Source organism: Rhodanobacter koreensis (assembly GCF_054782855.1).
Genome location: NZ_BAAGRR010000001.1, coordinates 838008 through 862178, shown reverse-complemented (window position 1 = coordinate 862178; position 24171 = coordinate 838008). Strand labels below are relative to the sequence as shown.

Sequence of the window (24171 nt, the reverse complement as noted above, 5' to 3'; positions counted from 1 at the left end):
CATGTTGTCCGACTTAGCCACGACACGCAAGTAAGAAACAGGGGCTGAGGAAGTTAAATATTAAAACAAGTTCACTTGCTGGATGACTGCATCGCGGATTCAATCGATCAATGCGAAAGATCGATCGCATAAGTCGCCGTGCCATCGCCATGATCCTTGAGCTGCCGGATATCGTCGAGCCCGGCTTCATGCGCCAGCGCCTGCTTGTCGCTGGCGCCCTTGAACACCACCGGGCCTTGCGTCTTCAACCGTGCGAACTTCCATGAAGTCGGTTCGAGATCCTTTGCGCTGATCGTCCGATGCTGCTCTAGCCATTTCGCCAGGATCTCGCGGGTGCCATCCGGCGCTGACAGCACGATGTTCTTGCCGTCGAGGCCGGGGAAGTTGCCGCCGCCGCTGGCGCGATAGTTGTTGGTGACGACGATGAACGGCTGGCTCGGGGTGACGCGCTTGCCGTGGTAGGTCAGTGAAGTGATGCGCTGGCCGACCGGCTTCGAGACATCGATGACGTAGTGGATGCCGCCCTGGATCTGGTCGAAGTTGAAGCCGGGGTAGTGGTCGTTGATCAGGGCCTGTTCGCCGGTCTTGCCCGGGTCGACGCGGTTGAAGCGTTCGGCGGATTTCTCCAGCCAGGCCTTGAGGCCGGTGCCGTCGATCTTCACCGCCGCCAGCGTGTTCGGATAGAAGTACAGGTCGGCGGCGCTGCGCAGGGTGAGTGGGCCGGGCGCCACGTCGGTGTAGTCGTCGGGGCCGCCGAAACCGCTGCGGAACGCGGCGGCGGCGGACAGCACCGGCACGTTCGCCAGCTCCGGATGCAGCCGCGGCAATTCACTGCGCACGTAGTCGGCCTGCGCGGCGTTGACCGCAGCCAGCGCGGTCATGTTGCCCTCGTCGGTGAAGTAGCTGCTCATGCGCGGCGTGCTGTTGCCGATCGGCGTGTTGACGTAGGCGATGGCGGCTTCATGCGCCTGCTGCACCAGCGGCGCGATCTCCGGATCGACCGGCACGCACTGATTCTTCTGCGGACAGATCGGCCGCACTTCGCTGTGCGTATTGTCGAGGTCGACCACCCAGCGGCCGTTCTGGCGGTTCAGCACCAGCTGGATCACGCCCAGATCCTTGCCGAAGAAACCGCCCATTACCGCGGGCACATTGCGCACGAAACCAAGCCGGGCGTCGACATCCTTCATGCCGGCGTAATGCGGGCCGGGGAATTCGGTATGCGAATGGCCGAGCAGCAGCACGTCGATGCCTTTCACGCCGGCCAGATACCAGCCGCCGTTTTCCATCTGCGGCGTGTACGGCGAAGTATCGAGGCCGCCGTGCAGGATCGCCACGATCAGGTCGGGATGCTGCACCTCCAGTTGTGGCAGGTATTTCTGCGCCGCCTCGACCACGCCGCTGACGGTGACCTTGCCGGCCAGGTTCTGTTTGTCCCACTGCATGATCGGCGGCGGCGTGAAGCCGATGATGCCGATCTTCAGCGGCACGCTGACCTTGCTGCCGTCCGCGGTATATGCCTCGATGTTTTTGGTGATCACCGCCCACGGCCTGAAGATCGGCTGGCCGTCGCGTGCGCTGTCGACATTGGACAGCACCAGCGGGAAATGCGGGCCGTCGCAGCGATCGCTATGCCCGCCCTCGACATTCATCGGCGTGCCGGTGACCTGCGACAGGAAGCCAAGGCCGTAGTTGAATTCGTGGTTGCCGGCGGTGCCGCCGTCGTAACCGAGCGCATCCATCGCCTGGTAGATCGCCAGCTCCTGGTCGCAGCCGACCGGCTTCACCAGCGCCTGGTAATCGGCCAGCACACTGCCCTGGATGGTGTCGCCGCTGTCGAACAGGAAGGTGTTGGGAAACTCGGTGCGGGCGCGGCGGATCAGGGTGGCGGTGCGCTCGTAGCCGAGAGAGTCGTCCGGCTTGAGCTTGTAGTAGTCGTAGCTCAGCACGTTGGCGTGGATGTCGGTGGTCTCCAGGATCGCCACGTTCGCGCGCGCGCCATCCTGCAGCAGCGGGTTCGGCTTGGCTGCATGGCTGGCGCAACCGGCGAGCAGGGCGGCGGCAAGGATGGCGGGAGAAAGGTGACGTAAAGACATGGCGGTTCCGTGGGGCACGTGCGGGTCCAGACCGTGAAAACTAACAGATCGGGATGACTGTTTGCCCTGCACCAGAGGCGGCAAAACCCAACGCCGGTGGAACGGTGTGCCGGGCAAACCGCCTGTTGCCGGTGCAAGACCGTAAGATGGCGCATCTAATGACACACCGGGTCCTTACAGGGGGACTTTCCACTGATGCGTCGAATCTCATTTCATTTCACACGTGCCCGTGTGGTGTCGCTGTGTGCGCTGGTGTTTTTCGCCGGCTGCCTTGCGCTTACCGCGCTGCGCGAACCCGAGCCGGTGCAGCAGGCCTTCGTCACGGGGTTGATGCTGTCCACGGTCATCGTGCTGCTGTCCGTGTTCGGGCGGTTCGCCAGCGCGCTGGTGGTGGGTGGCGGACTGTTCGTCGCGCTGCGTTTCATCTCCGAGCTGAAGGAGCGCTACCTCGAATCGCAGCTGATGCCGTCGGACTTCATCTATTACGCCAGCACCAGCCTGGTCGATACGCTGCGCCATTACCCGCACCTGTTTGGGCTGGGGATCGGCATCTGCGTGGTGGTGCCGCCGTTGCTGTACCTGGTGTGGCGCTGGGACTGGCGCATGTTGGCCGGCCTGCCACGCCGGCCGGGGCTGGGCGTGCGCGCCGGCGGCATCGCGCTGGGCGTGTTCGCGTTCTGGCTGTGCATGCTGCCCGCCGGGCCGTTTGCACGGGTGCATTCGCGCAATGTGTGGGAGAAGATGTCCGACGACGCGCAGCTGACCAACTTCTTCATCAACTTCCGCGACTCGGCTGTGACCTTGCCGGCGATGGCGAGCGAAGCCGTCGCCGAGCAGCAGTGGGGCTCGACCGCGGCGGGCGAGCCGGGCACCACGCATCCACCGTATCCGGACATCGTGCAGGTGCTGGAGGAGAGCACCTTCGATCCGTCCAACTACACCGTGTGCACCGTGCCGGCCTGCCACCTGACGATGTTCCAGGCCGATGCGCGCACCCGCGGCACCGGCGTGCTGCGCACGCATACGTTCGGCGGCGGCACCTGGGTCAGCGAATTCGCCACCCTGACCGGCATGCCGCAGGACATCTTCGGCGCGGGCGGCATGTATGCGCCGTTCGTGCTGGCGCCGCATGTGCACGATGCACTGGCGCTGCAGCTGCGCCGGCTCGGCTATCTCACCATCGCGATCTATCCCACCGATGGCGGCTTTATCAATGGCCGCAACGCGTACACGGCATACGGCTTCGATCACATGTACGACGTCAACGAGCTCGGCCTGGACGAATGGGACGAGACCGACAAGCAGATGTTCGATGCGGCCAAGCGCATCTACGACAAGGTGAAGAAACCGGGTCAGCCGGTATTCGTGATGATCCTGACGATCAACCAGCACGGACCACACGATGACCCGATGTCGACCCTGCCGGTGCCGTTCCGGAACCTGCTGCACGGCCTGAAGCCCACGCCGGCGCTCAACTTCGATACTTATTTGTCGCGCCTGCACGATTCCGACGTGGCGATGAGCGGGCTGGAACACGACTTCCTCGATCGCGAACAGCCGACCCTGCTAGTGCATTTCGGCGACCACCAGCCGTCATTCGACGGACTGATCCGCGGCCTGCAGCGCACGCTGCCCGTATCGTTGCAGCCGTACCGTGACTACCTCACCTACTACATGATCAAGAGCAACTTCGCCGGGCCGGTGCTGCCGAGCTATCCGATGCTCGACATCGCGTTCCTGCCCAGCATGGTGCTGCAGGCCGCCGGTTTGCCGAAGGATCCGTACTTCTCCGCGGAGACGGTGCTGCGCGCGCGCTGCAATGGTCTGTACGACGATTGCAGCATGCCTGGCCTGATCGAGTCCTACCACGCGTGGACCTTCGAGCGCTTGCACGTGTATCAGTGATGGACACCCCGGTTGCCCGGGAAAGCCGGGATACACGTGTTCATCCTGACCCTGGGCGTCAGGCAGCGGCAGTTTTCGTCGTCATCCGCGGCAGGCCGGTGCGCAAGATCGCGCGATGACTGTTTCGTCTGATGCACATACCTTGCGCCATTTCCGCTGGCGCGAACATTTGCATGGCATGCTGGAACGATGACTGCACGGTCCACGGCATAACCGCGGTCACGCCGGTACTGGCAGGTGTCTTGCTTGGTGACTGTCATGAACGACATCACTTCCGGCACGCCCATGCTCACCGAAACCACATCCATAAATCAGCCGACACGGACGGCGGACGACGAAACAGGCCTGGAGCAGCAGATGGCCGAACTGGGTCTCTCGAACGACACCAGGCGGTTCCTGCGCAACCTGCATCTCGCCGAAAAACAGATCAACGATGCCTTCAGCAGGTCCCGTCAAGGCGGCGAGCTGGAAGAACGGGTGAGTCAGGTGTATCGCGACCTGTATGGGGCGGGTTGTGCGGAGCGCACTCCGCGCTAGAAAAACCGCCTGGTCAGCGCACCTCGACCCTTACGTCTGCATGCACACTCTGGCCCGCACTGCACGTGAAGGCAGGCGCAATGCCAAGCACGGAGCGTGTCGGGATGTAGGAGCCGGTGACTTCGGTGGGTGGGCTCAGTACATCGAGTCGGTAGCGTTGCCCACTGGCATCCACGGGTAGGTCAGCGAATGCGAACGCGGCATTCGCATCGGCTGCACGATAGACGGTCAGCTGCGTTTGCTGGTCGATCAGGCGGATCACGGCGGCGGGCAACGGGTGTCCGCTGTAGTCATAAGCGGTGCCGGTGATGTGGCAGGTGTCGGGTGAGGCCTGTGCGTTGATTGCCAGGGTCACGAGCAAAGCGGTCAGAGCCAGGCGGATCATGGTGGTACCTCCAACTGCGAGGAATGCATCCCTGCGAGATGGACTCCGCCTCCGATTTTACGCGCTTTGATGGGAAAAGATTCGCCGTCATATGCGATTTGGCACGGCGCGCAGGCGCCACGCCCGCACGAAATCGGGTGTGGCGGGACCCGACGGAAAGTCTTGCGAGGGTTTCCTATCGTTTCTTCACCCGCGTTGGCTTGGCCTCGTTGGCGACGATGAGTTGCTGCAGGTAGGCGATGCCTTCTTCCTCGGGGAAGAAGGCGACGACGTCGGCGACGGTCAGGCCGTAGCGTTTGCGCAACGCCAGAAAATCGGACCGGGCATGGTCGAGTCGGGTGAGGCTGGATGTCTTCGATGACGGTGGCTCGTTCTTGCTGTCGAGCGCGGCGAGTTCTTCCTGAAAACGTCGAAATGCGTCTTTTGGAACGGTCATGGAATATGCGAATGGCCTGCCTGAAGCCCCATTGTCGCATAGGGCATGGCCCGAGGTTCTGCTTGTCGCATTGACCATCCAGTCGGCGCCAGGTCGTGCAGCACGATATGATCTGCGGCATGGATCGCGCCGCGGAAATCCGCAGCCGTGTCCTTCGCCAGGCCGCTCGTTGCGTATTGCAGATGGCAGTCGACGACAACAGCCATGGTCCGGCGGTCCGGCCTGATGCGCTGCCGATGGTTTTGCTGCCATGCGACATGCAACTGTCATGGACACCGGACAGCATCGCGGGTCAAACTTCGACCCGCCATTCCATGCGGCATCAAGGGGAAAACATGTCGATCCAGATCGCCAGCAAAACGCTGTGGGCGCCGCGTCGTCGCAGCCTCTCTCTGTGCATCGCATCCCTCCTGCTGGGGACTCCGTGGCTGGCGCTGGCGCAACCAGGTGCACCCGATGCGCCGGCAGCGGCATCCAGCACGCCGCCGCCGGCCAGTGCCGTCAGCCTGAACACGATCGTGGTGACCGCGCAGAAGCGCGAACAGCAGGAAAAGGATGTGCCGATCTCGATCTCGGCGTATTCGGGGGCGTTCCTCAAGACGCTCGGCGTCACCCACATGGATGACCTCGGTCGTTATGCGCCGGGCGTGCAGGTGCAGGTGCAGAGCCCGAACACGCCGAGCATCGCGATACGCGGCATCACCTCCGACGATACGTCGGCCAACACACCGGGGCGGGTGTCGATCTTCCAGGACGGCGTGGACATCAGTCGGGCGGTCGGTTCGGTGGTGGCGCTGTACGACATGGACCGCATCGAGGTGTTGCGTGGCCCGCAGGGCACGCTGTTCGGCCGCGGCGCGGAGAGCGGTGCGTTGTCGCTGATCGACAACAAGGCCAACGACACCACCTCGGGCGGTTTCACCACCGAGTTCGGCAATTACAGCAGCCGCATGCTCACCGGCTTCTTCAATACCCCGCTCAGCGCCGACGTGGACGCGCGCGTGGCGGTGTACGACAGCCAGCACGACGGCTACATCAAGAACCTTGCCGGCGGCACGCTCGATGGCGAGGACACCAAGGCGCTGCGCGCCAGCCTGCACATCAAGACCGGCCAGCAGAGCGCCATCGACCTGGTTGCCAATTACCAGCGCGACGCGCAGCCGGGCACGGATTTCCGCAGCCTGCTGCCCGACAGCCAGGGCTCGACCAATGTGTTCGGTCCCGCCGACCTCAACGAAGGCACCGCGCTCGGCATCCGCCGCAAGATCTACAGTCTCGCCGCGCTGGGCAGTTTCCAGCTCAGCGACGACTGGACGCTGTCCACCACCACCGGCCTGCGCCGGTTCAATTCCACCGAATCGTTCGACGCCGACGGTTCTCAGCTCGACATGCTCAACTTCGGCAATCACTCGCGCAGCCACCAGGCCAGCCAGGAGGTCCGCTTCAACTTCGACAACGGCGGCCGCTTCACCGGCTTCATGGGCGCCAACTTCTTCTACGAGAACGGCAGCCAGGCGGTGCCGTTCAACACCGACGAGCGCAGCCTGCTCATGGCGATTCTGCCGATCGCACGCGGTCTCGATCCTGGCCTGGTCGATCTGCTGTTCGGCCCGACCAATCCGCCCTTGCTGACGTCGAACTTCCAGCCCAACCAGCCGTACAGCGCGATCCCGCTGCTCAACACGCCGCTGAATCCGAACGAGAGCGAAGGTTTCGAGAACTACGGCAGCACGCGTTCGTACGAAATCTTCGCGGACGGCACCTTCCACGTCACCGACAGCTTCGACATCACCGCCGGCCTGCGCGCGTCGCGTGAAAACATCACCGCCGGGTATCAGGTGTTCAACGCCACCGGACCCAACGCCGCCAGCATCGGTCCGGCGCTGGCGCTGTTCGGCGCCGGCGTCAACGGCATCACCACGCCCAACGACCTGTTCGCACCGACCAACGGCATGCTCACCAACGCGAAGAGCACCAATTCGCTGGTGGGCCGCCTGATCGGCAGCTGGCGCGTCAATGACGACATCAATGCCTATGCCAGCGTGTCACGCGGCCGCCGGCCGGATGCGTTGACTTTCAACGTCAATCCCGATGGCAGCTACACCAAGGCGGTGTTGCCGGCAGAGACGCTGTGGAATTACGAGATCGGCGTCAAGGGTTCGGCGGATGCAGGCAAGTTCGCCTATGACCTGTCCGCGTTCTACTACAACTACACCAACTTCCAGAGTCAGGTGTACCAGAACGGCCAGTACATCGCGGTGAACTCCGGCCGCGCCCACGCGCCTGGCTTCGAGGCCTCGCTGCAGCAGGCCTTCACCGACGATGTCAGTGCCTTCCTCAATTACAGCTACCTGCACGCCCGCTTCGACAAGACCGACCAGAACGGCGACCCGCAGCAGTACGCCGGCAACCATCTGCGCCTGGCGCCGGACAACTCGGTGGCGTTGGGCCTGTTGGTGAATGTCCCGCTCGACAGCGACAAGGCGTTCTACTTCCGCCCGAATTTCACCTGGCGCTCGAAGGTGTACTTCGAGGACGACAACAATCCGGACTACGTGCAGGCCGGCTACGGGCTGCTCAACCTGCGCACCGGCGTGACGTTCGACAAGGGGCGCTGGGATGTGGGCATATGGGGCAGCAATCTCGCCAACAAGAAATACCTGATCGACGGCGGCAACACGGGCGAGAATTTCGGTGTGCCGACGTATATCCCGGGTACGCCGCGCACCTTCGGCATCAGCATCTCCGGCAAGTTCTGAGATTACCCATGACCGGCAGCTGGTCGGTGTCAACGTGGTTTCATCTGCGTCGTGCAGCATGCCGGCATGTTCCGCGCGCATGCCGGGTGAATCCATGAAGCATCTATGCTTGGCCATCGCCCTTGCCGCCGGGATGTCGGCCATGCCGTCCAGCACTGCGTCCGCCCATGAAAAGCCGCTCGCCGCGAAGGTGCTGGTAATCGGCCATCGCGGCGCGCCGGCGTTGCGGCCGGAACACACGCTGGCCTCCTACGGCAAGGCGATCGCCGATGGCGCCGATTTCGTCGAGCCGGATCTGGTGATGACGAAGGATGGCGTGATGGTGGCGCGCCACGAGAACGAGATCGGCGGCACTACCGATGTCGCCAGCCATCCCGAGTTCGCCGCGCGCAGGATCACCAAGACAATCGACGGCCATGCCGAGACCGGCTGGTTCACCGAGGATTTCACCCTGGCCGAGCTGAAGACGCTGCGCGCGCGCGAGCGCCTGCCGCAGCTGCGAAGCACGAAGTATGACGGCGAGTTCCAGATTCCCACGCTGGACGAGATCATCGACTTCGTCGCCGCCGAATCGGCGGTGGTCGGGCGGCCGATCGGGATCATTCCGGAGATCAAGCACGGCAGCTATTTCCAGCGGCTGGGCCTGCCGATGGAAGACCAGCTACTGGCCACGCTGGCGGCGCACAGCTATACGCGCACGGCGCCGGTGGAGATCCAGTCGTTCGAGATCGCCAACCTCAAGTACGTGCGCGGCAGGCTGGGCAAAGTTCATCCGAACATCCGCCTGCTGCAGCTGATCGACACCGCCGACCAGCAGCCGTATGACGTGGCGAGTGCCGGCGGCAAACTCAGGTATGGCGACATGACGACGCCGGCCGGGTTGCGCGAGATCGCCCGCTATGCAGATGCGATCGGTCCGAACATCAATGCGATCATTCCCTTCACTGCCGATGGACACCTGGGCCAGCCGACCGCGCTGGTGCACGATGCGCATGCGGCCGGACTGGAACTGCATCCATACACCTTCCGTCCGGAAAACGAGTTTCTGGCGAAGGATTTCTGGCGCGGTGCCGACCCGAAGACATTCAACGAAGATGGCCTGATCGCCGAGATCCGCAGCTACCTCGACGCCGGCATCGATGCGTTCTTCACCGACGATCCGGCGATCGGCCGCAAGGCACTGGACCATCGCTGACGGGCGCCGCTCGGAGCGTAGTTCCCGGCTATGATCGGATGCCAGTCATCCCCGGGTATCGTGAATGTCGGTCAGCACTTCGCAACTCGCGCCCGGATCAGCATGGCACGTGCATGCGGTGATCACGCTGGTCACCGCCATCGCTGCCATCATCGGGGCGCTGCTGGCAGCGGGTGAGTCGGGCCTGGCCTGGCACTGGCTGCACTGGATTTGCAAGCCGCTGACCACCGCGCTGATCTTCACGCTGGCATGGCGTGCACAGCCGGCGCTGTCGATGCGTTATCGGCGCTGGATTTCGACCGGAATCGTCTGCTCGCTGCTGGGGGACGTGTTGCTGATGCTGCCGCAGAATCTGTTCGTTCCAGGGCTGGTGGCGTTCCTGTGCGGCCATCTGTGCTTTCTCGCGGCCTTCCTGGGTGACAGCCGTTTCGCCGCGCGACCGCTGTGGCTGCTCGCCAGTCTGGGCTACGGCACGGTCAATCTGTGGTTGTTGTGGAATTCGATCGAGGCATCGCTGCGGCTGCCAGTGATCGTCTATGTCGTGGTGCTTGCCGGCATGGGCGGGCAGGCGCTGGTGCGTGCGCGGGTGTTCACCCAGCGTGACGATGCGCAGGCAGGTAGTGCGCGGCGGGCCGCCATGGGGGCCACGCTGTTCATGCTCAGCGACAGCCTGCTGGCCTGGAACCGTTTCCATGCGCCAATCCCGCTATCGAGCCTGTGGATCTTGTCGACGTATTATCTGGCACTGTGGTGGATCGCACGCTCGGTGCAGCGTAGCGACTTCACGCTTGAGACGAGCATGGTCAGGACAGGTGCAGCGCAGTGAATACGCAGGAACTCATCATCACCTGGGCGACCCCGGTGTTCTTCCTGTTGATCGGGATCGAGCTGCTGGTGGCCAGGCTGCGCGGCCGTCGCGCCTATGCCAGCAGCGATGCGGTCAACAGCATCGGACTGGGCGTGATCTCGCAGATCGTCGGGGTGTTCAGCAAATTGCTGACGTTCGGCATCTATGCGTGGTGCGTGCAACACCTGGCACTGTTTACGCTGCCAGCGGACAACCTGCTGGTCTGGGTCGGCGCGCTGCTGCTGTACGACCTTTGCTACTACTGGCTGCACCGTTGCGGTCATGAGGTGAACATCCTGTGGGCGGCGCATGTGGTGCATCACCAGAGCGAGCACTACAACCTGTCCACCGCGCTGCGCCAGACCGGCAGCGGCGCCTTGCTGGGCTGGCTGTTCTATCTGCCGCTGGCCCTGCTCGGCGTGCCGCTCAAGGTGTTCGTGATCGTGGCGCTGATCGATCTGCTGTACCAGTTTTGGGTGCATACCGAGCAGATCGGCCGGCTCGGCTGGTTCGACCGGGTGTTCTGTTCGCCGTCCAACCATCGCGCCCATCATGCGGTGAACGACCGTTATCTCGATCGCAACTACGGCGGCATCCTGATCGTGTGGGACCGATTGTTCGGCAGCTTCGTCGAGGAAGACGACAACGACCCGCCGGTGTACGGCACGCGCTCGCCGCTGCGCAGCTGGAATCCGCTGTGGGCGAATGCCGAGGTGTACTGGAAGACCACGGTGGACATGTGGCACGCAAGGCGCTGGCGCGACAAGCTGCTGTTGTGGCTGAAACCGCCAGGCTGGCGACCGGCCGAACTGGCGGTGCGCTACCCGAAGCCCGCTTTCACGATGATCACCGAACGCTTCAATCCGCCGTTGTCGAAGGCGCTGACGATTTACGCGCTGCTGCAGTTTGCCCTGCTGCTGGGCATGACCACGCAGTTTCTCGGCATGGCCGGCGCAGCCAGCCTGTCGGCCCTGCTGGCTTATGCGGCGTATCTGGTGGTCAGCCTGTGGGTGCTCGGCGCGCTGATGGAAGGGCGGCGCTGGGCACTATGGGTGGAGGGCCTGCGCACGCTGGCGACGGCGCTGGTACCGGTACTCAGTAGTCGCTGGTTCGGCATCGGCCATCTGGACGGCCATGTCGCGTTGGCCTTTGCCGCGGTGTTCGGCCTCAGTGCGCTGGCTTTGCCATGGCTGGGTGGCTCGCAGCGATCCATCGCGATCCACCGTGGCGCCGCCGCAAGCTGAGTGTCTGCTCCGGCGTGCCGCAATGACCTTGGCCGGGTGAGTGCAGCGGACCAGTCGACGGCTACAAACCGTCCTGGAACTGCACCTCGGCGGCGGCGTGGCTGCCATCACAGAAGGGCTTGTTGCGCGAGGCGCCGCAGCGACACAAGGTCACCCGGTTGCGTACTTCGTAGGCATGGCCATCGGCGCCAACGATACGGATCATCCCGCGCACCCACAGTGGGCCGCTGACCTGTTGTTGCGGATCCTCGACCAGACCGATCGCCGGCGGCAACTTGGCCTCCAGCGGTTCGTTGTCACCACGCTGCCACGCGCGCAAACGGCCGCCCGGACAGTCGTTGACCTGACGCACGAACTGCTCGGCGATGGCGGGCTCGTCGCTGCGGCGCACCTGGTTCCACACCTGGCCGTGCGGATCGCAGAAGCGCGCGAAGGCGCATAAGGGCTCGGCATCGGTGAGTGACAATGCCGGCCCCTCGGTCAAGGCCGCCTGCTGCAGATAGGGTTTGCGGCTGGCGGTTTCGCGGCCGTCGAATTCCGCCTTGGCGTGGCTGCCATCGCAGAACGGTTTGCGCCTGGACTGCCCGCAACGGCACAGCGCATACGTTGCGGTCGTAGGCAGCGCCGGACCAGGCAGCCATTCGGCCGAGCCTCCCTGCTGATCGACGCCGATGGTGAATTTGGAAAGCGGGATCGAGCCGGTCACCAGATAGGGGCCGTTTTCGGTCACCATGATCTGCATGTCGTCGCGTCTGGACATCACACACTCCCGGCCTTCCTCGGATCGAGGGGTTCCGATGGACGATGGTAGTCCGCTTTGTGGAAAGAGGGCCAACTCGACGGCTGCCGCAACGGCTGAGCAGGTGGGAGAGCTGCACTGCGGCATGGCGCCCTGGCGATCATTCGCTATCATCGGCCACTGTTTGCCTAACCGATCAGGGTCACCGTCGATGAGCTTTCTGAGCAAGTTGCTGCGCCACAAGTCCGTCGAACAGTTGCAGGCGGAGGTCGGATCGCGTGGCGATTTCCGGCGCGTGCTGGGTTTGTGGCAGCTCACCGCGATCGGCATCGGCGGCATCATCGGCGTCGGCATCTTCGTGCTGGCCGGTCAGCAGGCGGCCACCAATGCCGGCCCGGCGGTCGCGCTCAGCTTCATCATCGCGGGCCTGGGGAGTGCCTGCGCGGCGTTGTGCTACGCCGAATTCGCCGGGCTGATCCCGGTCACTGGCAGCGCCTACACCTATGGTTACGCGGTGCTCGGCGAGTTCGTCGCCTGGATCATCGGCTGGGATCTGCTGCTGGAGTACGCGCTGGTGGTCGCGGTGGTGGCGATCGGCTGGTCCGGCTACGTGCAGGTGCTGCTGAACTCCGCCGGCGTGCATCTGCCTGAGTGGGCGCAGCAGAGCATGAGCGCGCAGACCATGCAGTATTACCTGCAGCAGATTTTCGGTACGCACGGCGCAAACCCCATTGCGGCACCGAGCGACGGCCATCGTTTCAATGTGATCGCCGCGGGCGTCTCGGTGGCCGTGGCCATCCTGCTGACCGTGCGCACCGAGTGGGGTGCGCGCTTCAATACGGCGGTGGTGGCGATCAAGGTGATCGGCGTGTTGCTGGTGGTGCTGGTGGGCGTGTTCTACATCAACACCGCGAACTGGCATCCGTTCATTCCCGCGCGCGTGGTCGACGCCACCACCGGGCTCGGCCATTTCGGCTGGCAGGGTGTGCTGACCGGCGCCAGCGTGGTGTTCTTCGCGGTGTTCGGTTACGACACGCTGACCACGGCGGCGGAAGAGGCCAAACACCCGCAACGCGACCTGCCGCGCGCGGTGCTGCTGTCGCTGGCGATCGCCATGGTGCTGTATATCGCGGTATCGCTGGTGCTCACCGGCATCACGCCATACAGCCACCTCGGCGGCGATGCGTCGGTGTCCGATGCGTTCGAATCGATCGGCCTGCACTGGCTCAGCATCATCATCGCAATCGCTGCGGTGATCGGCGTCACCAGCGTGCTGTTCGCCTTCATGCTGGGCGCGGCGCGGATCTGGTTCGCGCTGGCGCGCGACGGCCTGCTGCCGGGCTGGTTCGCCAAGGTCAGTCCGCGCTTCGGCACGCCGGCGCGGCCGACCATCATCCTTGGCCTGTTCACGGCACTCGTCGCCGGCCTGCTGCCGATCGGCGAGGTGGCCGAGCTGGTGAACATCGGCACGCTCAGCGCCTTCATCATCATCTGCGGCTCGATCATGCTGTTGCGTGCACGCCGGCCGGAACTGCAGCGCAACTTCCGCACGCCGGCGGTATGGTTCACCGCGCCGCTCGGCATCGTGTTCTCCGCCGTGCTGATCTACGGACTGCCGTGGATCACCTACGAGCGCTTCGTGATCTGGATGGCGCTGGGTTGCCTGATCTATTTCGGCTACGGCATCCGCCACAGCAAGCTGGCGCATGCCGGCGGATCGTGAGGCCCGCGAACGGTTCGATCAGTCACTGACGACGCGGTCGCGCCCACCGTTCTTGGCGCGACGCATGGCCTGGTCGGCACGCGCCAGCAGGCTCTCGATCGCCTCGTCGACGTGACTGCATTCGGCAATGCCGATGCTGACGGTCAGCGCGCCGTCCGGGCGCTGGATCGAGTGCACGGCCAGCCGCAGCTGCTCGGCACGCTGGCCGGCCTGGCGCAGATTGAGTCCGGGCAGCAGCAGCGCGAATTCCTCGCCGCCGATGCGGCCGATCAGGTCGGTTTCGCGCATCTGCGCGCGCAGGGTCGCGGCCAGCGCGATCAGTGCGGCATCGCCGGCGGCGTGGCCATGGTCGTCGTTGAGCTGCTTGAAGTGGTCGGCATCCAGGAACAGCATGCACGCCGGCTTCTGTTGGCGGCAGATATCGCACAAGGCGAGCCGTCCCAGTTCGAGGAAGCGGTTGCGCAGCAGCAGGCCGGTCAGGCCGTCGGTATTGACCTGTTCGCGCAACTGGCGTTCCAGCCGGAACTGTTCGAACAAGGTACGCGCCATGAACGCACGCAGCACGGTCGACAGCGCGATGGCGATCACCATGTAGACGAGGTACTGCACCATGTGCATGCCGCTGGTGGTGCTGGACAGCAGCATCGGCAACGGTCCGAAGGCGCACAACGCCATCGCGATGGCGAAGTCCCAGGTTTCCAGCCAGACCACCGACGACGCCACCGGCAGCAGCAGGCCCGGCATGATCCATGGCTGTCCCGGCAGGTGACCGATACCGTCCAGATTGACGCCGATCTCCAGCAGCGCCACGCACAACAAGGCGAGCAGGCTGAGCAGGCGCGGATGCTGCACGCGCCGGGCCACCGCAGCCAGCAGCAGCAGAGGAAGCACCGGGGCCAGCCGCAGCGACAGTGGCAGTGGCGAAGCGTGGACGAGTGTGCCGGCAACCATCGCCACCAGATAGGCCAGTCCGGCCATCAGCATCAGCGCGTGGATCATCGGCCCCATCCGTTGCGCCAGATAGCGCGTGTAATCGCGGTGCTGGTCCGGGTTGTCGGCGAGCTGCCGGTTGGTGAGCAAGGCGTGCATGCGGATAGGGACGAACCGGACAAGTGGGGACATCGCAGGATCCAGCAAGATGGATGCCATGATCCCGGTGGCATGGTGGTGGAGGGAAGGGCGGCCCGCGTTCATGACCTTCGGCATGGGTTAAGCGTGGCGGGACCGGTCTAGCATCGATGCCTTGAGTCCATGCCGTGGCAGCTTTCACGGTGCCGATTTCCTTGGCCTGACGGGTTTGGCAGCCCGGCGGCCACGGGCCTGTCCCACAACCCATCTTCGCCGGAGAATGCATTTGAAAGTCACCCGCCTCGCTTCCGCCCTTGCTGTCGCCGCCTTCGGGCTGGCCAGTTTCACCGCGCTGGCGGATGTCCCGGCACCGCAGAATGTGCCCTATCAGGGCACCCTGAAAATCAATGTGGATGCCACCGACGTGGCCCACCGCATCTTCCGCGTGCACGAGACGGTGCCGGCCGCTGCAGGCCCGTTGACCCTGCTGTATCCGCAGTGGATTCCCGGCAACCACTCGCCGACCGGGCCGATCGACAAGATGGCCGGGCTGGTGGTGAAGGCAAACGGCCAGGTGCTGCCGTGGACGCGCGATCCGCTCGACGTCTACGCCTTCCATGTCGACGTGCCGCAGGGCGCGACCAGCGTGGACGTGACGTTCCAGTTCCTGTCGCCGCAGGACCAGCGCCAGGGCCGCGTGGTGATGACCCCGGAGATGCTCAACCTGCAATGGAACGCGGTGACCATGTATCCGGCCGGCCACTACGCGCGCCAGATCAATACCGAACCCAGCGTGACCCTGCCCGCCGGCTGGCAGGCCGGCACCGCGCTTGAGGTCGCCTCGAAGGACGGCGACACGCTTAATTTCAAGCCGATCAACTACGACGACCTGGTCGATTCGCCGATCTATGCCGGCAAGTACTTCAAGCGCGTGGATCTGGATCCGGGCGCCTCGGCACCGGTGCACATGGACATCGTCGCCGACGACGCGAAGTATCTGGACATCAAGCCGGAACAGGTGAAGCTGTTCCAGAATCTGGTGCAGCAGATGTACAAGATGTACGGCGCGCACCATTACGACCACTACGACTTCCTGGTCTCGCTCAGCGACAAGATGAGCGGCAATGGCCTGGAGCACCACCGTTCCAGCGAGGACGGCACCGGGGCCGACTTCTTCACCGAGTGGAAGAAGAACGCGATGAGCCGCGACCTGTTCTCGCATGAGTTCAATCATTCATGGGACGGCAAATACCGCCGCGGTGCGGATCTGGCCACACCCAACTACAACGTGCCGATGAGTGACACCCTGCTGTGGGTGTACGAGGGCCAGACCCAGTTCTGGGGCCAGGTGATGGCGGCGCGCTCGGGTCTGTGGGATGCCGACCAGACCCGCGACATGCTCGCCCTGGTGGCTGCCACCTACGACAAGGGTCGCCCGGGCCTGGCCAGCTTCCGCAATGTGCAGGACACCACCAACGATCCGATCATCGCCGAGCGTGCGCCGCTGCCGTACCGCAACTACCAAGCCAGCGAGGACTATTACTCGGCCGGCCAGATGATCTGGCTCGACGTCGACGGCAAGCTGCGTGAGCTCAGCGGCGGCAGGAAGAGCATCGACGATTTCGGCAAGGCATTCTTCGGCGTCAATCCCGGCAAGTGGGACGTCGACACCTACACCTTCGAGGACGTGGTGAAGACGCTCAACGACATCGCGCCGTACGACTGGGCGAAATACCTGCGCACGCGGCTGGACGGTCACGGTCCGCTGATCGGTGGTCTCAAGTCGCATGGCTGGAAGCTGGTCTATACCGACAAGCCGTCCGACGCCGTGAAGGCGGTCGAGGCCCGGCGCCACTTCGTCGATCTCACCTATTCGCTCGGCCTCTCGATCGGCAAGGGCGGCAGCATCAACGACGTGCTGTGGGATGGCCCGGCGTTCAAGGCGGGCATCTCGCCAGGCATGACCGTGATCGCCGTCAACGGCCACGACTATGACGCCGACGAGCTCAAGGATGCCGTCAGCGCCGCCGCGAAGGACGGGAGTCAGCCGGTCGAACTGCTGGTGAAGAACTTCGACGAATACAGGACCGTGCGCATCGACTACCACGACGGCCTTAAATACCCGCACCTGGTGCGCGACACCGGCAAGCCCGATACCCTGGCCGACCTGCTCAAGGCCCGCTGAGGCTGATCGCCCCGTGTTCCCGGACTCATATCCGGGGACACGGGGCGGATCAATGGCGGCCGTCAGTGCGAGGCCATCCCGGCCTGCCATCGCGCCGTCCACGACCGTCGGCTATACTGCGCTCCCCGCGGTGCCGGCCTCCGGCCACAGCACCACACGCGGCCATACATGCGCCCGTAGCTCAGCTGGATAGAGTACTGCCCTCCGAAGGCAGGGGTCGTGGGTTCGAATCCCGCCGGGCGCACCAACTTTCTTGATGCCACCATGGCGCCGCGTACTTCCACATAAGTTGGCCGTTTTGGCCAATTTCGTTTTGGCCAATTTATGGTGAAACGCTGCCCATAAAGTGTCATGCGGGCCTGCGCTTCACGATGCGTTGCCCTTGTCGACATCGCAAACGTACCTCCGATACGTGAGGCAAGGAGGCCTGGGAGGGTGCTACCTCTCATGTGGAAGCCCCGCTCCCACCTAAATCACAAGCATGATTGACTGTTTGTTTTACTCAGACTAGGCTTCAGTGCAAGCTACCGCCCAATCGGTAGTTTTCCGCCTCGATCGCCGGCATAGGATCGCGAAGACAACGAATCATCGTCTAAAGCTGGGGGGCCGTAGCTTTGAAGATCAACCGTCGAGAGTTCCTCTCCCGCAGCGCGTTGCTTGCGGCGTTGCCTCTTGCGGCCATGATGGAGAGGACCGTACAGGCGCAGTCCGGTGCATCGTCCGCCGCGGCGCTGACGGATAGAGCAGTCGACACCGCTGCAGGTGGAAAGCGCGCGGGCTTTTTGTGGGGCACGGCATCATCCGCCTACCAGTGCGAGGGGAACAACATCGGCAGCGATGTCTGGGCCCTCGAGCATATGAAGCCGAGCATATTCGCCGAACCCTCGGGCGACGCGGACGATACCTACCATCGCATCGACGACGATCTGGCGCTGGCGGCATCGCTGGGTTTCAACGCGCACCGCCTCTCCATTGAATGGTCCCGCATCGAGCCCGAGCCCGGGCAGATCTCGCTGGCCCAGTTGGCCTATTACCGGCGCGTGCTCGAAGCCTGTCATCGTCATGGACTGTCGCCGGTGGTGACGTTCAACCATTACACCGTGCCGCGATGGTTTGCCGCGGCAGGCGGGTTCGAAACGCGGGCGGGCATCGAACCTTTTGTCCGCTATTGCGAAACGGTAACGCATCATCTGGGCGAGCTGATCGCCCTGGCCGCCACCTTCAACGAACCCAACATCAACGCGTTGCTGGCATGGTCGCCGGCGATCAGGAAACTGGCGCCGGTCATCGGTGCCGTACGCAAGGCCGCCGCCGTGGTGCAGGGCTCTCCGCAATGGTCGAGTCCCATCCTGGGAGATCATCGCGTCCAGCAGCCAATCATGATCGAGGCTCATGATCGGGCGTACGACGCCATCACCAAGCTGTCCGCGGGGCGGTTCCCCGTCGGCATCACACTCGCCCTTACCGATGACAAGGCAGCGGATGGCAGCACCGGCGTGGATCGAAAGCGCGCGCAGGTTTTGACCCCATGGCTTGCGGCCAGGGGAGACTTTGTCGGCCTCCAGGTCTATACGTCCGCCGTCGTTGCCGCGGATTCCGATCTCCCGCCCGCCGCCGGCGCAGAACTCACGCAAATGAATTATCCGTATGCGCCGGAGGCTCTGGAGGGCGTCATACGGATGGTGGCCACGCAGACCCGGCGACCGATCTATATCACCGAGAATGGCATAGCGACGGAGGACGACGGCCGTCGTATCGCCTTCATCCGTGACGCGGTGAGCGGCATGCTCAAATGCATGGCCGACGGCATTGACGTGCGCGGCTACATGCATTGGTCATTGCTCGACAACTGGGAATGGATGAGCGGCTATCGGCCCAAGTTCGGACTCGTGTCGGTCGATCGCACGACATTCACGCGCACGCCCAAACCGAGCGCGCATTACTTTGGCCAGATTGCCAGGACAGGGAAGATCGCCGGATGACCAGCAAACCCCAACGCCGCACACAGGCGGAGCGCAGCGCCGCCACCCGTGCCGAAATTCTCAAGGCCACCGTCCATAGTCTCTTTACGCATGGCTATGCCGCCACCACCACCTTGCTGGTGGCCAAGGAAGCCAAGGTGAGCCGAGGCGCGATGCTTCATCACTTCCCGACCAAGGTCGACCTGATGCTTTTCGTGGTGCAGGCCGTCTACGACGAAGAGATCGAGCTCTATCGCACGCGTCTGGCGGAAATCGGCGATCCCCTCCAGCGTCGCTCGATGTTCCCGAGGATCGTATGGGACGTGCTGAGCCGCCCGCCGGGCGTGGCCGTACTCGAGATATTGCAGGGATCGCGCAGCGACTCCGTGCTGGCCAAGAAGCTGGCGCCTCTGCAAGCCAAAATAGAGCGTGACTCGATCGACCGCATCGAGGAGCTCGTTCCCGGCAGCGGCGCCAAGCCAAGCCTCGCCATGGTCCGGTTGGTCGTGTGGGCGATCCGGGGTCTGTCGATTGCCAACGTGCTTGTCCACAAACCAACCGAGATCGTGCAGTCGGTCGAACTGCTGCGGGAGCTTTTGCACGCCTATTCCGCGACGGCAAACGCAGTTCCCGCGCAGCCAAAGAAAGTCGTCGAGAAGGTTGCCTCTCGCCCGCCATCGGCACGCAAGGGCGGCCATTGAATCAAAAGGAGACACCATGAAGAACCGCACATGGGTGATGGCGGTGGCGTTAGCCATGGCCGGAACGCAGGGCAACTGCCTGGCTGCCAGCAGTCATGCATGGGACGACAGCGCACTGCCGGTGGATCAGCGCGCTGCGCAATTGGTCGATGCCATGACATTGCAGCAGCAAATTTCACTGTTGCATCCGCAGAATGGTGCCTCGCTGGCTTCACTCGGCATTCCGTTGCCGCCGTCGATCCCGGAGTGGATGCGTCAACCAAAGCCGGCAGGGGCGATTGGTTCGGCTGGTTTTGTGGCGGCCATGCCGGATCTTGGCATGCCGTCCTTGCAGGAATCGGATGCCGGTTTGGGTGTAGCCAATATCGGTTACCAGCGCCCTGGTGACCAGTCGACCGCGTTGCCGTCGGGCCTGGCCCTTGCGGCCAGTTTCGACCGGGCGATGGCCCGCCAGGTCGGCGTCGCCCTGGGTGCCGAAGCGCATGCCAAGGGCTTCAACGTGCAATTGGCCGGTGGTATCAACCTGACGCGCGATCCACGTGGCGGACGCAATTTCGAATACGCCGGCGAAGATCCCCTGCTCGCCGGCCTGATGGTGGGCGAGCAGGTCGCCGGCATTCAGAGCCGTCATGTCGTATCGACGGTGAAGCACTTTGCGCTGAACGATCAGGAGACGGGTCGCGCCGTGCTCGATGCGCGCATCGATGAGGCGGCGCTGCGCGAATCGGATTTGCTTGCGTTTCAAATCGCGATCGAACTCGGCCAGCCGGGCGCCGTCATGTGCAGCTACAACAAAATCAACGGAAAGTATGCCTGCGAGAACGATTTCCTGTTGAACCATGTACTCAAAGGGGAGTGGAAATTTCCCGGCTGGGTGATGTCCGACTGGGGTGCTGCGCACGGCCTCAAGTCCTCGGTGGACGCCGGGCTCGACCAGCAGTCGCCTCAGGGTGGTGATCCCGATTACTTCGCCGGTCTCCAGGCTGCCGTGGAAAAGGGAGAGATTCCGCGTGCCCGGGTGCGCGAGATGGCTTATCGCATCGTGCATTCGCTATTCGTCGTGGGGGCGATGGATGATCCAGCCCAGCCGGGTGGGTTCATCGACAAGGAGGCTCACGCGGCCTTGATGCAGAAGGCCGCGGAAGCTGGCGCCGTGCTTCTCAAGAACGATGGTCTGTTGCCGCTGGCGTCGTCGGTCAAATCGGTGGCCATCATCGGTGGCCATGCGGATGTGGGCGTGTTGTCGGGTGGTGGCTCCTCGCAGGTCCAACCTTACGGCGGCGTGTTCCGCGATGCCCGCGGGCAGAAGGGTGTCGCGGCATTCCTCGCTCCCATCTACGGTTTGTCGTCGCCGCTCAAGGCGCTGCAGGCATTGCGACCGGGGATCAGCATCGCCTATGACGACGGATCGGACCCCCAGCGGGCCGCTGCCGTTGCGGCCAAGGCAGATGTTGCACTGGTGTTCGCGGTCAAGCCGCAGATCGAGAGCCTCGATGCGCCCGATCTGTCCTTGCCGGATAACCAGGACATCTTGATCACGGCCGTTGCGAAGGCCAACCCGAAGACGGCCGTCGTCCTGGAAACGGGCAACCCGGTAGCCATGCCGTGGCTGGGCCAGGTACATGCCGTTCTTGAGGCGTGGTATCCGGGGCAGCGCGGAGGCGAGGCGATTGCGGCGCTGCTGGATGGCAAGGTGGCGCCTTCTGGGCGCCTGCCCATCACGTTCCCCGCGGCTCTGGCGCAGTTGCCCCGTTCCTCGATTCCCGGTTTCGATCCCGCCAAGCAGGTGCCGTTCGACATGGCTGGCAAGCCGGAGCCCTTTGCTCTCGACCAGAACGAAGGCAGCGACGTCGGCTACCGCTGGTTCGAGAAGCAGTCGGCCACGCCACTGTTTCCTTTCGGGTATGGCCTGACCTATACGCACTTCGACTACTCGCATCTACACGTGAAAGCGGGTGATCGGCTGAAGGTGGTGTTCAAGCTGCGCAATACCGGCAAGCGTGCCGGCGTGGAAGTGGCGCAGTTGTATGCGGCGCCGCCGGGGCGCACGCATCGCCTGGTTGGCTGGGCGCGCGTTGAACTGAAACCCGGTGAAACGCGCACGGTGTCGATTGCCGCCGATCCACGCCTGCTCGCGTCCTATGACCTCGCCTCCGCACGCTGGGGGCGTGCGGCGGGATCGTTCGACGTCTATGTGGGCACGGCAGCCGGGCGGCCGCAACTTCAAGGCAAAGCCGCGCTCGACGCGGCGCCGTGAGCGAGGCAGGCAAAGATGATCACGAAGAGGCGTCTGATCCTGCTTGCATCGGGTTGGCTGGCCCTGCACTTGGGGGGTGCGCTTGCGCAGTCCGTGACGGAGGTCGTGGTCGATAGCGGTCGCCTGCACGGCGTGGCCAGCGGTGACGTGGTGTCCTTCAAGGGCATCCCCTATGCGGCGCCGCCGGTGGGGAGTCTGCGCTGGCGGCCACCTCAACCGGCCGCGCATTGGCAAGGCGTTCGCGAGGCCACCGATTTTGGCCACGATTGCATGCAGGCGCTGCAGCCTGGCGATGCAGCGGTCCTGAAGTCGCAGCCGGCCGAGGACTGTCTTTTCCTCAACGTGTGGCGCCCCGGCAAGGCGGCCCACAAGCTGCCCGTCATGGTATGGCTGCATGGCGGCGCCTTCGTCAACGGCGGTTCCTCGCCGCCGATTTATTCGGGCGAGTCGTTTGCGCGCAACGGCGTGGTATTCGTCAGCCTGAACTATCGGCTGGGCCGTTTCGGTTTCTTCGGATTTCCGGCGCTGACCCGCGAACATCCAGACGAATCCAAGGGCAACTATGGATACATGGACCAGATTGCGGCGCTGAAATGGGTCAAGCGCAACATCGCGGCCTTCGGCGGCGATCCCCGGAACGTGACGGTATTTGGCGAGTCGGCGGGCGGCATGTCGGTGCACATGCTGCTGACCTCGCCACAGGCGAAGGGCCTGTTCGAGAAGGCGATCATCGAATCGGGTGCGGGGCGTGGCGGGCCCTTTGGCCCTCGGCGACTGAGTGAGGATGTACCTGGCTATCCGTCAGCCGAGCACGTCGGCGTCAACTTCGCGCACCAGCACGGTGTCGAGGGCGACGATGCGGCGGCCTTGGCGAAGCTTCGTGACCTGCCAGCCGACCAGATCGCTTCAGGCCTCAACATGACGAGTCTGGCCGTGATGTGGCTGACCGGACAGACGCCGACGGTGTCCGGGCCGATGCTGGATGGTCGCATCGTGGTGGAGACGCCGGACGAGGCCTACCTCGCGAAGCGACAGGCGCGCGTCCCGGTCATGATCGGTGCCAACAACTCCGACATGGGGTTGAGCATCGCCCATTCGATGCAGGAAGCACTTGCTCCGTTTGGCACCCATGCCGCGAAAGCGGGTGCAGCCTATAACCCCGAGGGCAGTGCGGACTACGCCCTGGTCAACGCGCGAGTGGGTGCGGACAAGTACATGGTGGAGCCGGCGCGCATGACCGCGCGCGCGATGAGCGAACAGGGGATTCCCGCCTACGAGTACCGCTTCTCGTATGTGGCGACCGGCATGCGCAAGGAGTGGATCCATGGCGCGCCGCATGCCAGCGAGATCCCCTATGTCTTCCGGACGCTCGAGCAGCGATACGACGGACTTGCCTCGGCGGAAGACAAACAGGTTGCCCGCGTGATGCAGGCCTACTGGGTCAACTTTGCCCGCACTGGCGATCCCAACGGGACCGGCTTGCCACACTGGCCGCGCTACAGCACAAAAGACGAGCTGCTTGAGTTCACCGCTGACGGGCATGCGACCGCCAAGCCGGACCCTTGGAGAAAGCGCCTGGATCTCACGGAGCAAAGCCTGCACACGCAAGCGGACCCGGCGCATTGAGCAGCATGCGTTCATGGCTAGGTGCGGCCGACGGGCTTGTGCCTTGTGAAGGGAGCCTCGAAAAAACCTGCTCCAAGTTCGTCATCCCAGCGAAAGCTGGGATCCAGCGTCTCCAGGCCTTTGAAGCACAAGGGCACTGGATTCCAGCTTTCGCTGGAATGACGTTTCGTGGAAGGTTTTTCGAGGTTCCCTGAAGCCAGCGGTCAGCCCGTTGTCGGTCCCGAGGCACTTGAACAAGCGTGGGTGGCCGTGCGGGCGGAAACGAGCTTGCGCATCTAAGTAGCGCGGATGCGCTGCCTGGAGAGAGCTGTTTTCAAGTGATTCCAGGAGCGACGTCGCCGTTCCGATCTTTGTTGCGGGCAACCTTGATTGAAAACATACAGTCATGCTTAACTTTAATTACAGTCAGAAATGACTGTAAGTTGAACCGCGGCAGGCGGCGGTGCCTATCGACGCCTGCCGTCAGGGGAAGGGCTGCATCCAAATCACCGATGTGGTCGGCGGGCT

Annotated in this window: 18 protein-coding genes and 1 tRNA gene; 13 read left to right on the top strand and 6 right to left on the bottom strand. The window is 63.8% G+C overall.

Annotated elements, in window-relative coordinates; translation table 11 throughout:
• Positions 1 to 107: 107 nt before the first annotated feature.
• On the bottom strand, positions 108 to 2096 hold the full coding sequence (locus ACYVKM_RS03655) for a bifunctional 2',3'-cyclic-nucleotide 2'-phosphodiesterase/3'-nucleotidase (protein ID WP_460875847.1): 1989 nt from the start codon (positions 2094 to 2096) through the stop codon (positions 108 to 110).
• Between the two features lie 195 nt (positions 2097 to 2291).
• Between ACYVKM_RS03655 and ACYVKM_RS03650 the strand changes: the two genes are divergently transcribed.
• Together ACYVKM_RS03650 and ACYVKM_RS03645 are read left to right on the top strand one after the other, a co-directional pair.
• Positions 2292 to 4001, top strand: coding sequence for a sulfatase-like hydrolase/transferase (locus ACYVKM_RS03650; RefSeq protein WP_460875845.1), 1710 nt, complete (start codon positions 2292 to 2294; stop codon positions 3999 to 4001).
• 258 nt (positions 4002 to 4259) lie between these two features.
• Positions 4260 to 4538, top strand: coding sequence for a hypothetical protein (locus ACYVKM_RS03645; RefSeq protein ID WP_460875844.1), 279 nt, complete (start codon positions 4260 to 4262; stop codon positions 4536 to 4538).
• A 13-nt stretch (positions 4539 to 4551) separates the two neighbouring features.
• Here ACYVKM_RS03645 and ACYVKM_RS03640 read toward each other — a convergent pair whose 3' ends face one another.
• The 3 genes from ACYVKM_RS03640 to ACYVKM_RS03630 all read right to left on the bottom strand — a co-directional run bounded on the left by ACYVKM_RS03640 (position 4552) and on the right by ACYVKM_RS03630 (position 5565).
• Complete coding sequence (locus ACYVKM_RS03640; protein ID WP_460875843.1) at positions 4552 to 4923, bottom strand: hypothetical protein; 372 nt, start codon at positions 4921 to 4923, stop codon at positions 4552 to 4554.
• A 175-nt stretch (positions 4924 to 5098) separates the two neighbouring features.
• Complete coding sequence (locus ACYVKM_RS03635) at positions 5099 to 5359, bottom strand: 2-hydroxyacyl-CoA dehydratase (RefSeq protein ID WP_460875842.1); 261 nt, start codon at positions 5357 to 5359, stop codon at positions 5099 to 5101.
• Complete coding sequence (locus ACYVKM_RS03630) at positions 5356 to 5565, bottom strand: hypothetical protein (protein ID WP_460875840.1); 210 nt, start codon at positions 5563 to 5565, stop codon at positions 5356 to 5358. The genes ACYVKM_RS03635 and ACYVKM_RS03630 overlap by 4 nt, the downstream gene beginning before the upstream one ends.
• Before the next feature lie 129 nt (positions 5566 to 5694).
• Here ACYVKM_RS03630 and ACYVKM_RS03625 point away from each other — a divergent pair, with 129 nt between their 5' ends.
• The 4 genes from ACYVKM_RS03625 (at position 5695) to ACYVKM_RS03610 (ending at position 11404) form a co-directional block, all read left to right on the top strand.
• Positions 5695 to 8118, top strand: coding sequence for a TonB-dependent receptor (locus ACYVKM_RS03625; RefSeq protein WP_460875838.1), 2424 nt, complete (start codon positions 5695 to 5697; stop codon positions 8116 to 8118).
• 133 nt (positions 8119 to 8251) lie between these two features.
• Positions 8252 to 9313, top strand: coding sequence for a glycerophosphodiester phosphodiesterase (locus tag ACYVKM_RS03620; protein ID WP_460876517.1), 1062 nt, complete (start codon positions 8252 to 8254; stop codon positions 9311 to 9313).
• A 64-nt stretch (positions 9314 to 9377) separates the two neighbouring features.
• Positions 9378 to 10139, top strand: a complete 762-nt coding sequence (locus ACYVKM_RS03615) for a lysoplasmalogenase (RefSeq protein WP_460875836.1) — start codon at positions 9378 to 9380, stop codon at positions 10137 to 10139.
• The gene (locus tag ACYVKM_RS03610) at positions 10136 to 11404 is read left to right on the top strand and encodes a sterol desaturase family protein (RefSeq protein WP_460875835.1); all 1269 of its coding nucleotides are present in this window, start codon (positions 10136 to 10138) and stop codon (positions 11402 to 11404) included. The genes ACYVKM_RS03615 and ACYVKM_RS03610 overlap by 4 nt, the downstream gene beginning before the upstream one ends.
• 61 nt (positions 11405 to 11465) lie before the next feature.
• On the opposite strand, the gene ACYVKM_RS03605 is transcribed toward ACYVKM_RS03610, so the two are convergent.
• Positions 11466 to 12164 carry a CDGSH iron-sulfur domain-containing protein gene (locus ACYVKM_RS03605; protein ID WP_460875833.1) on the bottom strand — a complete coding sequence of 233 codons (699 nt, stop codon included), beginning with the start codon at positions 12162 to 12164 and terminating at the stop codon, positions 11466 to 11468.
• Between the two features lie 190 nt (positions 12165 to 12354).
• Between ACYVKM_RS03605 and ACYVKM_RS03600 the strand changes: the two genes are divergently transcribed.
• Entirely contained in the window at positions 12355 to 13866 is a 1512-nt protein-coding gene (locus ACYVKM_RS03600; protein ID WP_460875832.1) for an amino acid permease, read from the top strand.
• 18 nt (positions 13867 to 13884) lie between these two features.
• Here ACYVKM_RS03600 and ACYVKM_RS03595 read toward each other — a convergent pair whose 3' ends face one another.
• Entirely contained in the window at positions 13885 to 14988 is a 1104-nt protein-coding gene (locus ACYVKM_RS03595) for a GGDEF domain-containing protein (RefSeq protein WP_460875830.1), read from the bottom strand.
• 232 nt (positions 14989 to 15220) lie between these two features.
• Here ACYVKM_RS03595 and ACYVKM_RS03590 point away from each other — a divergent pair, with 232 nt between their 5' ends.
• From ACYVKM_RS03590 to ACYVKM_RS03565, 6 genes are all read left to right on the top strand, one after another.
• Positions 15221 to 17119, top strand: coding sequence for a M61 family metallopeptidase (locus ACYVKM_RS03590; protein ID WP_460875828.1), 1899 nt, complete (start codon positions 15221 to 15223; stop codon positions 17117 to 17119).
• Between the two features lie 170 nt (positions 17120 to 17289).
• Positions 17290 to 17366, top strand: a tRNA-Arg gene (locus ACYVKM_RS03585).
• A 367-nt stretch (positions 17367 to 17733) separates the two neighbouring features.
• The gene (locus tag ACYVKM_RS03580) at positions 17734 to 19101 is read left to right on the top strand and encodes a glycoside hydrolase family 1 protein (protein ID WP_460875827.1); all 1368 of its coding nucleotides are present in this window, start codon (positions 17734 to 17736) and stop codon (positions 19099 to 19101) included.
• Entirely contained in the window at positions 19098 to 19781 is a 684-nt protein-coding gene (locus ACYVKM_RS03575; RefSeq protein ID WP_460875825.1) for a TetR/AcrR family transcriptional regulator, read from the top strand. The genes ACYVKM_RS03580 and ACYVKM_RS03575 overlap by 4 nt, the downstream gene beginning before the upstream one ends.
• 16 nt (positions 19782 to 19797) lie before the next feature.
• Positions 19798 to 22038, top strand: coding sequence for a beta-glucosidase (locus ACYVKM_RS03570; RefSeq protein WP_460875823.1), 2241 nt, complete (start codon positions 19798 to 19800; stop codon positions 22036 to 22038).
• A gap of 15 nt (positions 22039 to 22053) precedes the next feature.
• Positions 22054 to 23664 (top strand): carboxylesterase/lipase family protein, encoded by a 1611-nt coding sequence (locus ACYVKM_RS03565; protein ID WP_460875821.1) that lies wholly within the window; start codon positions 22054 to 22056, stop codon positions 23662 to 23664.
• Positions 23665 to 24171 lie beyond the last annotated feature (507 nt).

Bases quoted from the DNA above. Each gene is read 5' to 3' on its own strand.
- ACYVKM_RS03635 (WP_460875842.1), bottom strand. From the start codon at position 5,359: ATGACCGTTCCAAAAGACGCATTTCGACGTTTTCAGGAAGAACTCGCC.
- ACYVKM_RS03655 (WP_460875847.1), bottom strand. From the start codon at position 2,096: ATGTCTTTACGTCACCTTTCTCCCGCCATCCTTGCCGCCGCCCTGCTC.
- ACYVKM_RS03620 (WP_460876517.1), top strand. From the start codon at position 8,252: ATGTCGGCCATGCCGTCCAGCACTGCGTCCGCCCATGAAAAGCCGCTC.
- ACYVKM_RS03650 (WP_460875845.1), top strand. From the start codon at position 2,292: ATGCGTCGAATCTCATTTCATTTCACACGTGCCCGTGTGGTGTCGCTG.
- ACYVKM_RS03605 (WP_460875833.1), bottom strand. From the start codon at position 12,164: ATGTCCAGACGCGACGACATGCAGATCATGGTGACCGAAAACGGCCCC.
- ACYVKM_RS03600 (WP_460875832.1), top strand. From the start codon at position 12,355: ATGAGCTTTCTGAGCAAGTTGCTGCGCCACAAGTCCGTCGAACAGTTG.
- ACYVKM_RS03630 (WP_460875840.1), bottom strand. From the start codon at position 5,565: ATGGCTGTTGTCGTCGACTGCCATCTGCAATACGCAACGAGCGGCCTG.
- ACYVKM_RS03570 (WP_460875823.1), top strand. From the start codon at position 19,798: ATGAAGAACCGCACATGGGTGATGGCGGTGGCGTTAGCCATGGCCGGA.
- ACYVKM_RS03575 (WP_460875825.1), top strand. From the start codon at position 19,098: ATGACCAGCAAACCCCAACGCCGCACACAGGCGGAGCGCAGCGCCGCC.
- ACYVKM_RS03625 (WP_460875838.1), top strand. From the start codon at position 5,695: ATGTCGATCCAGATCGCCAGCAAAACGCTGTGGGCGCCGCGTCGTCGC.
- ACYVKM_RS03645 (WP_460875844.1), top strand. From the start codon at position 4,260: ATGAACGACATCACTTCCGGCACGCCCATGCTCACCGAAACCACATCC.
- ACYVKM_RS03640 (WP_460875843.1), bottom strand. From the start codon at position 4,923: ATGATCCGCCTGGCTCTGACCGCTTTGCTCGTGACCCTGGCAATCAAC.
- ACYVKM_RS03595 (WP_460875830.1), bottom strand. From the start codon at position 14,988: ATGTCCCCACTTGTCCGGTTCGTCCCTATCCGCATGCACGCCTTGCTC.
- ACYVKM_RS03615 (WP_460875836.1), top strand. From the start codon at position 9,378: ATGTCGGTCAGCACTTCGCAACTCGCGCCCGGATCAGCATGGCACGTG.
- ACYVKM_RS03565 (WP_460875821.1), top strand. From the start codon at position 22,054: ATGATCACGAAGAGGCGTCTGATCCTGCTTGCATCGGGTTGGCTGGCC.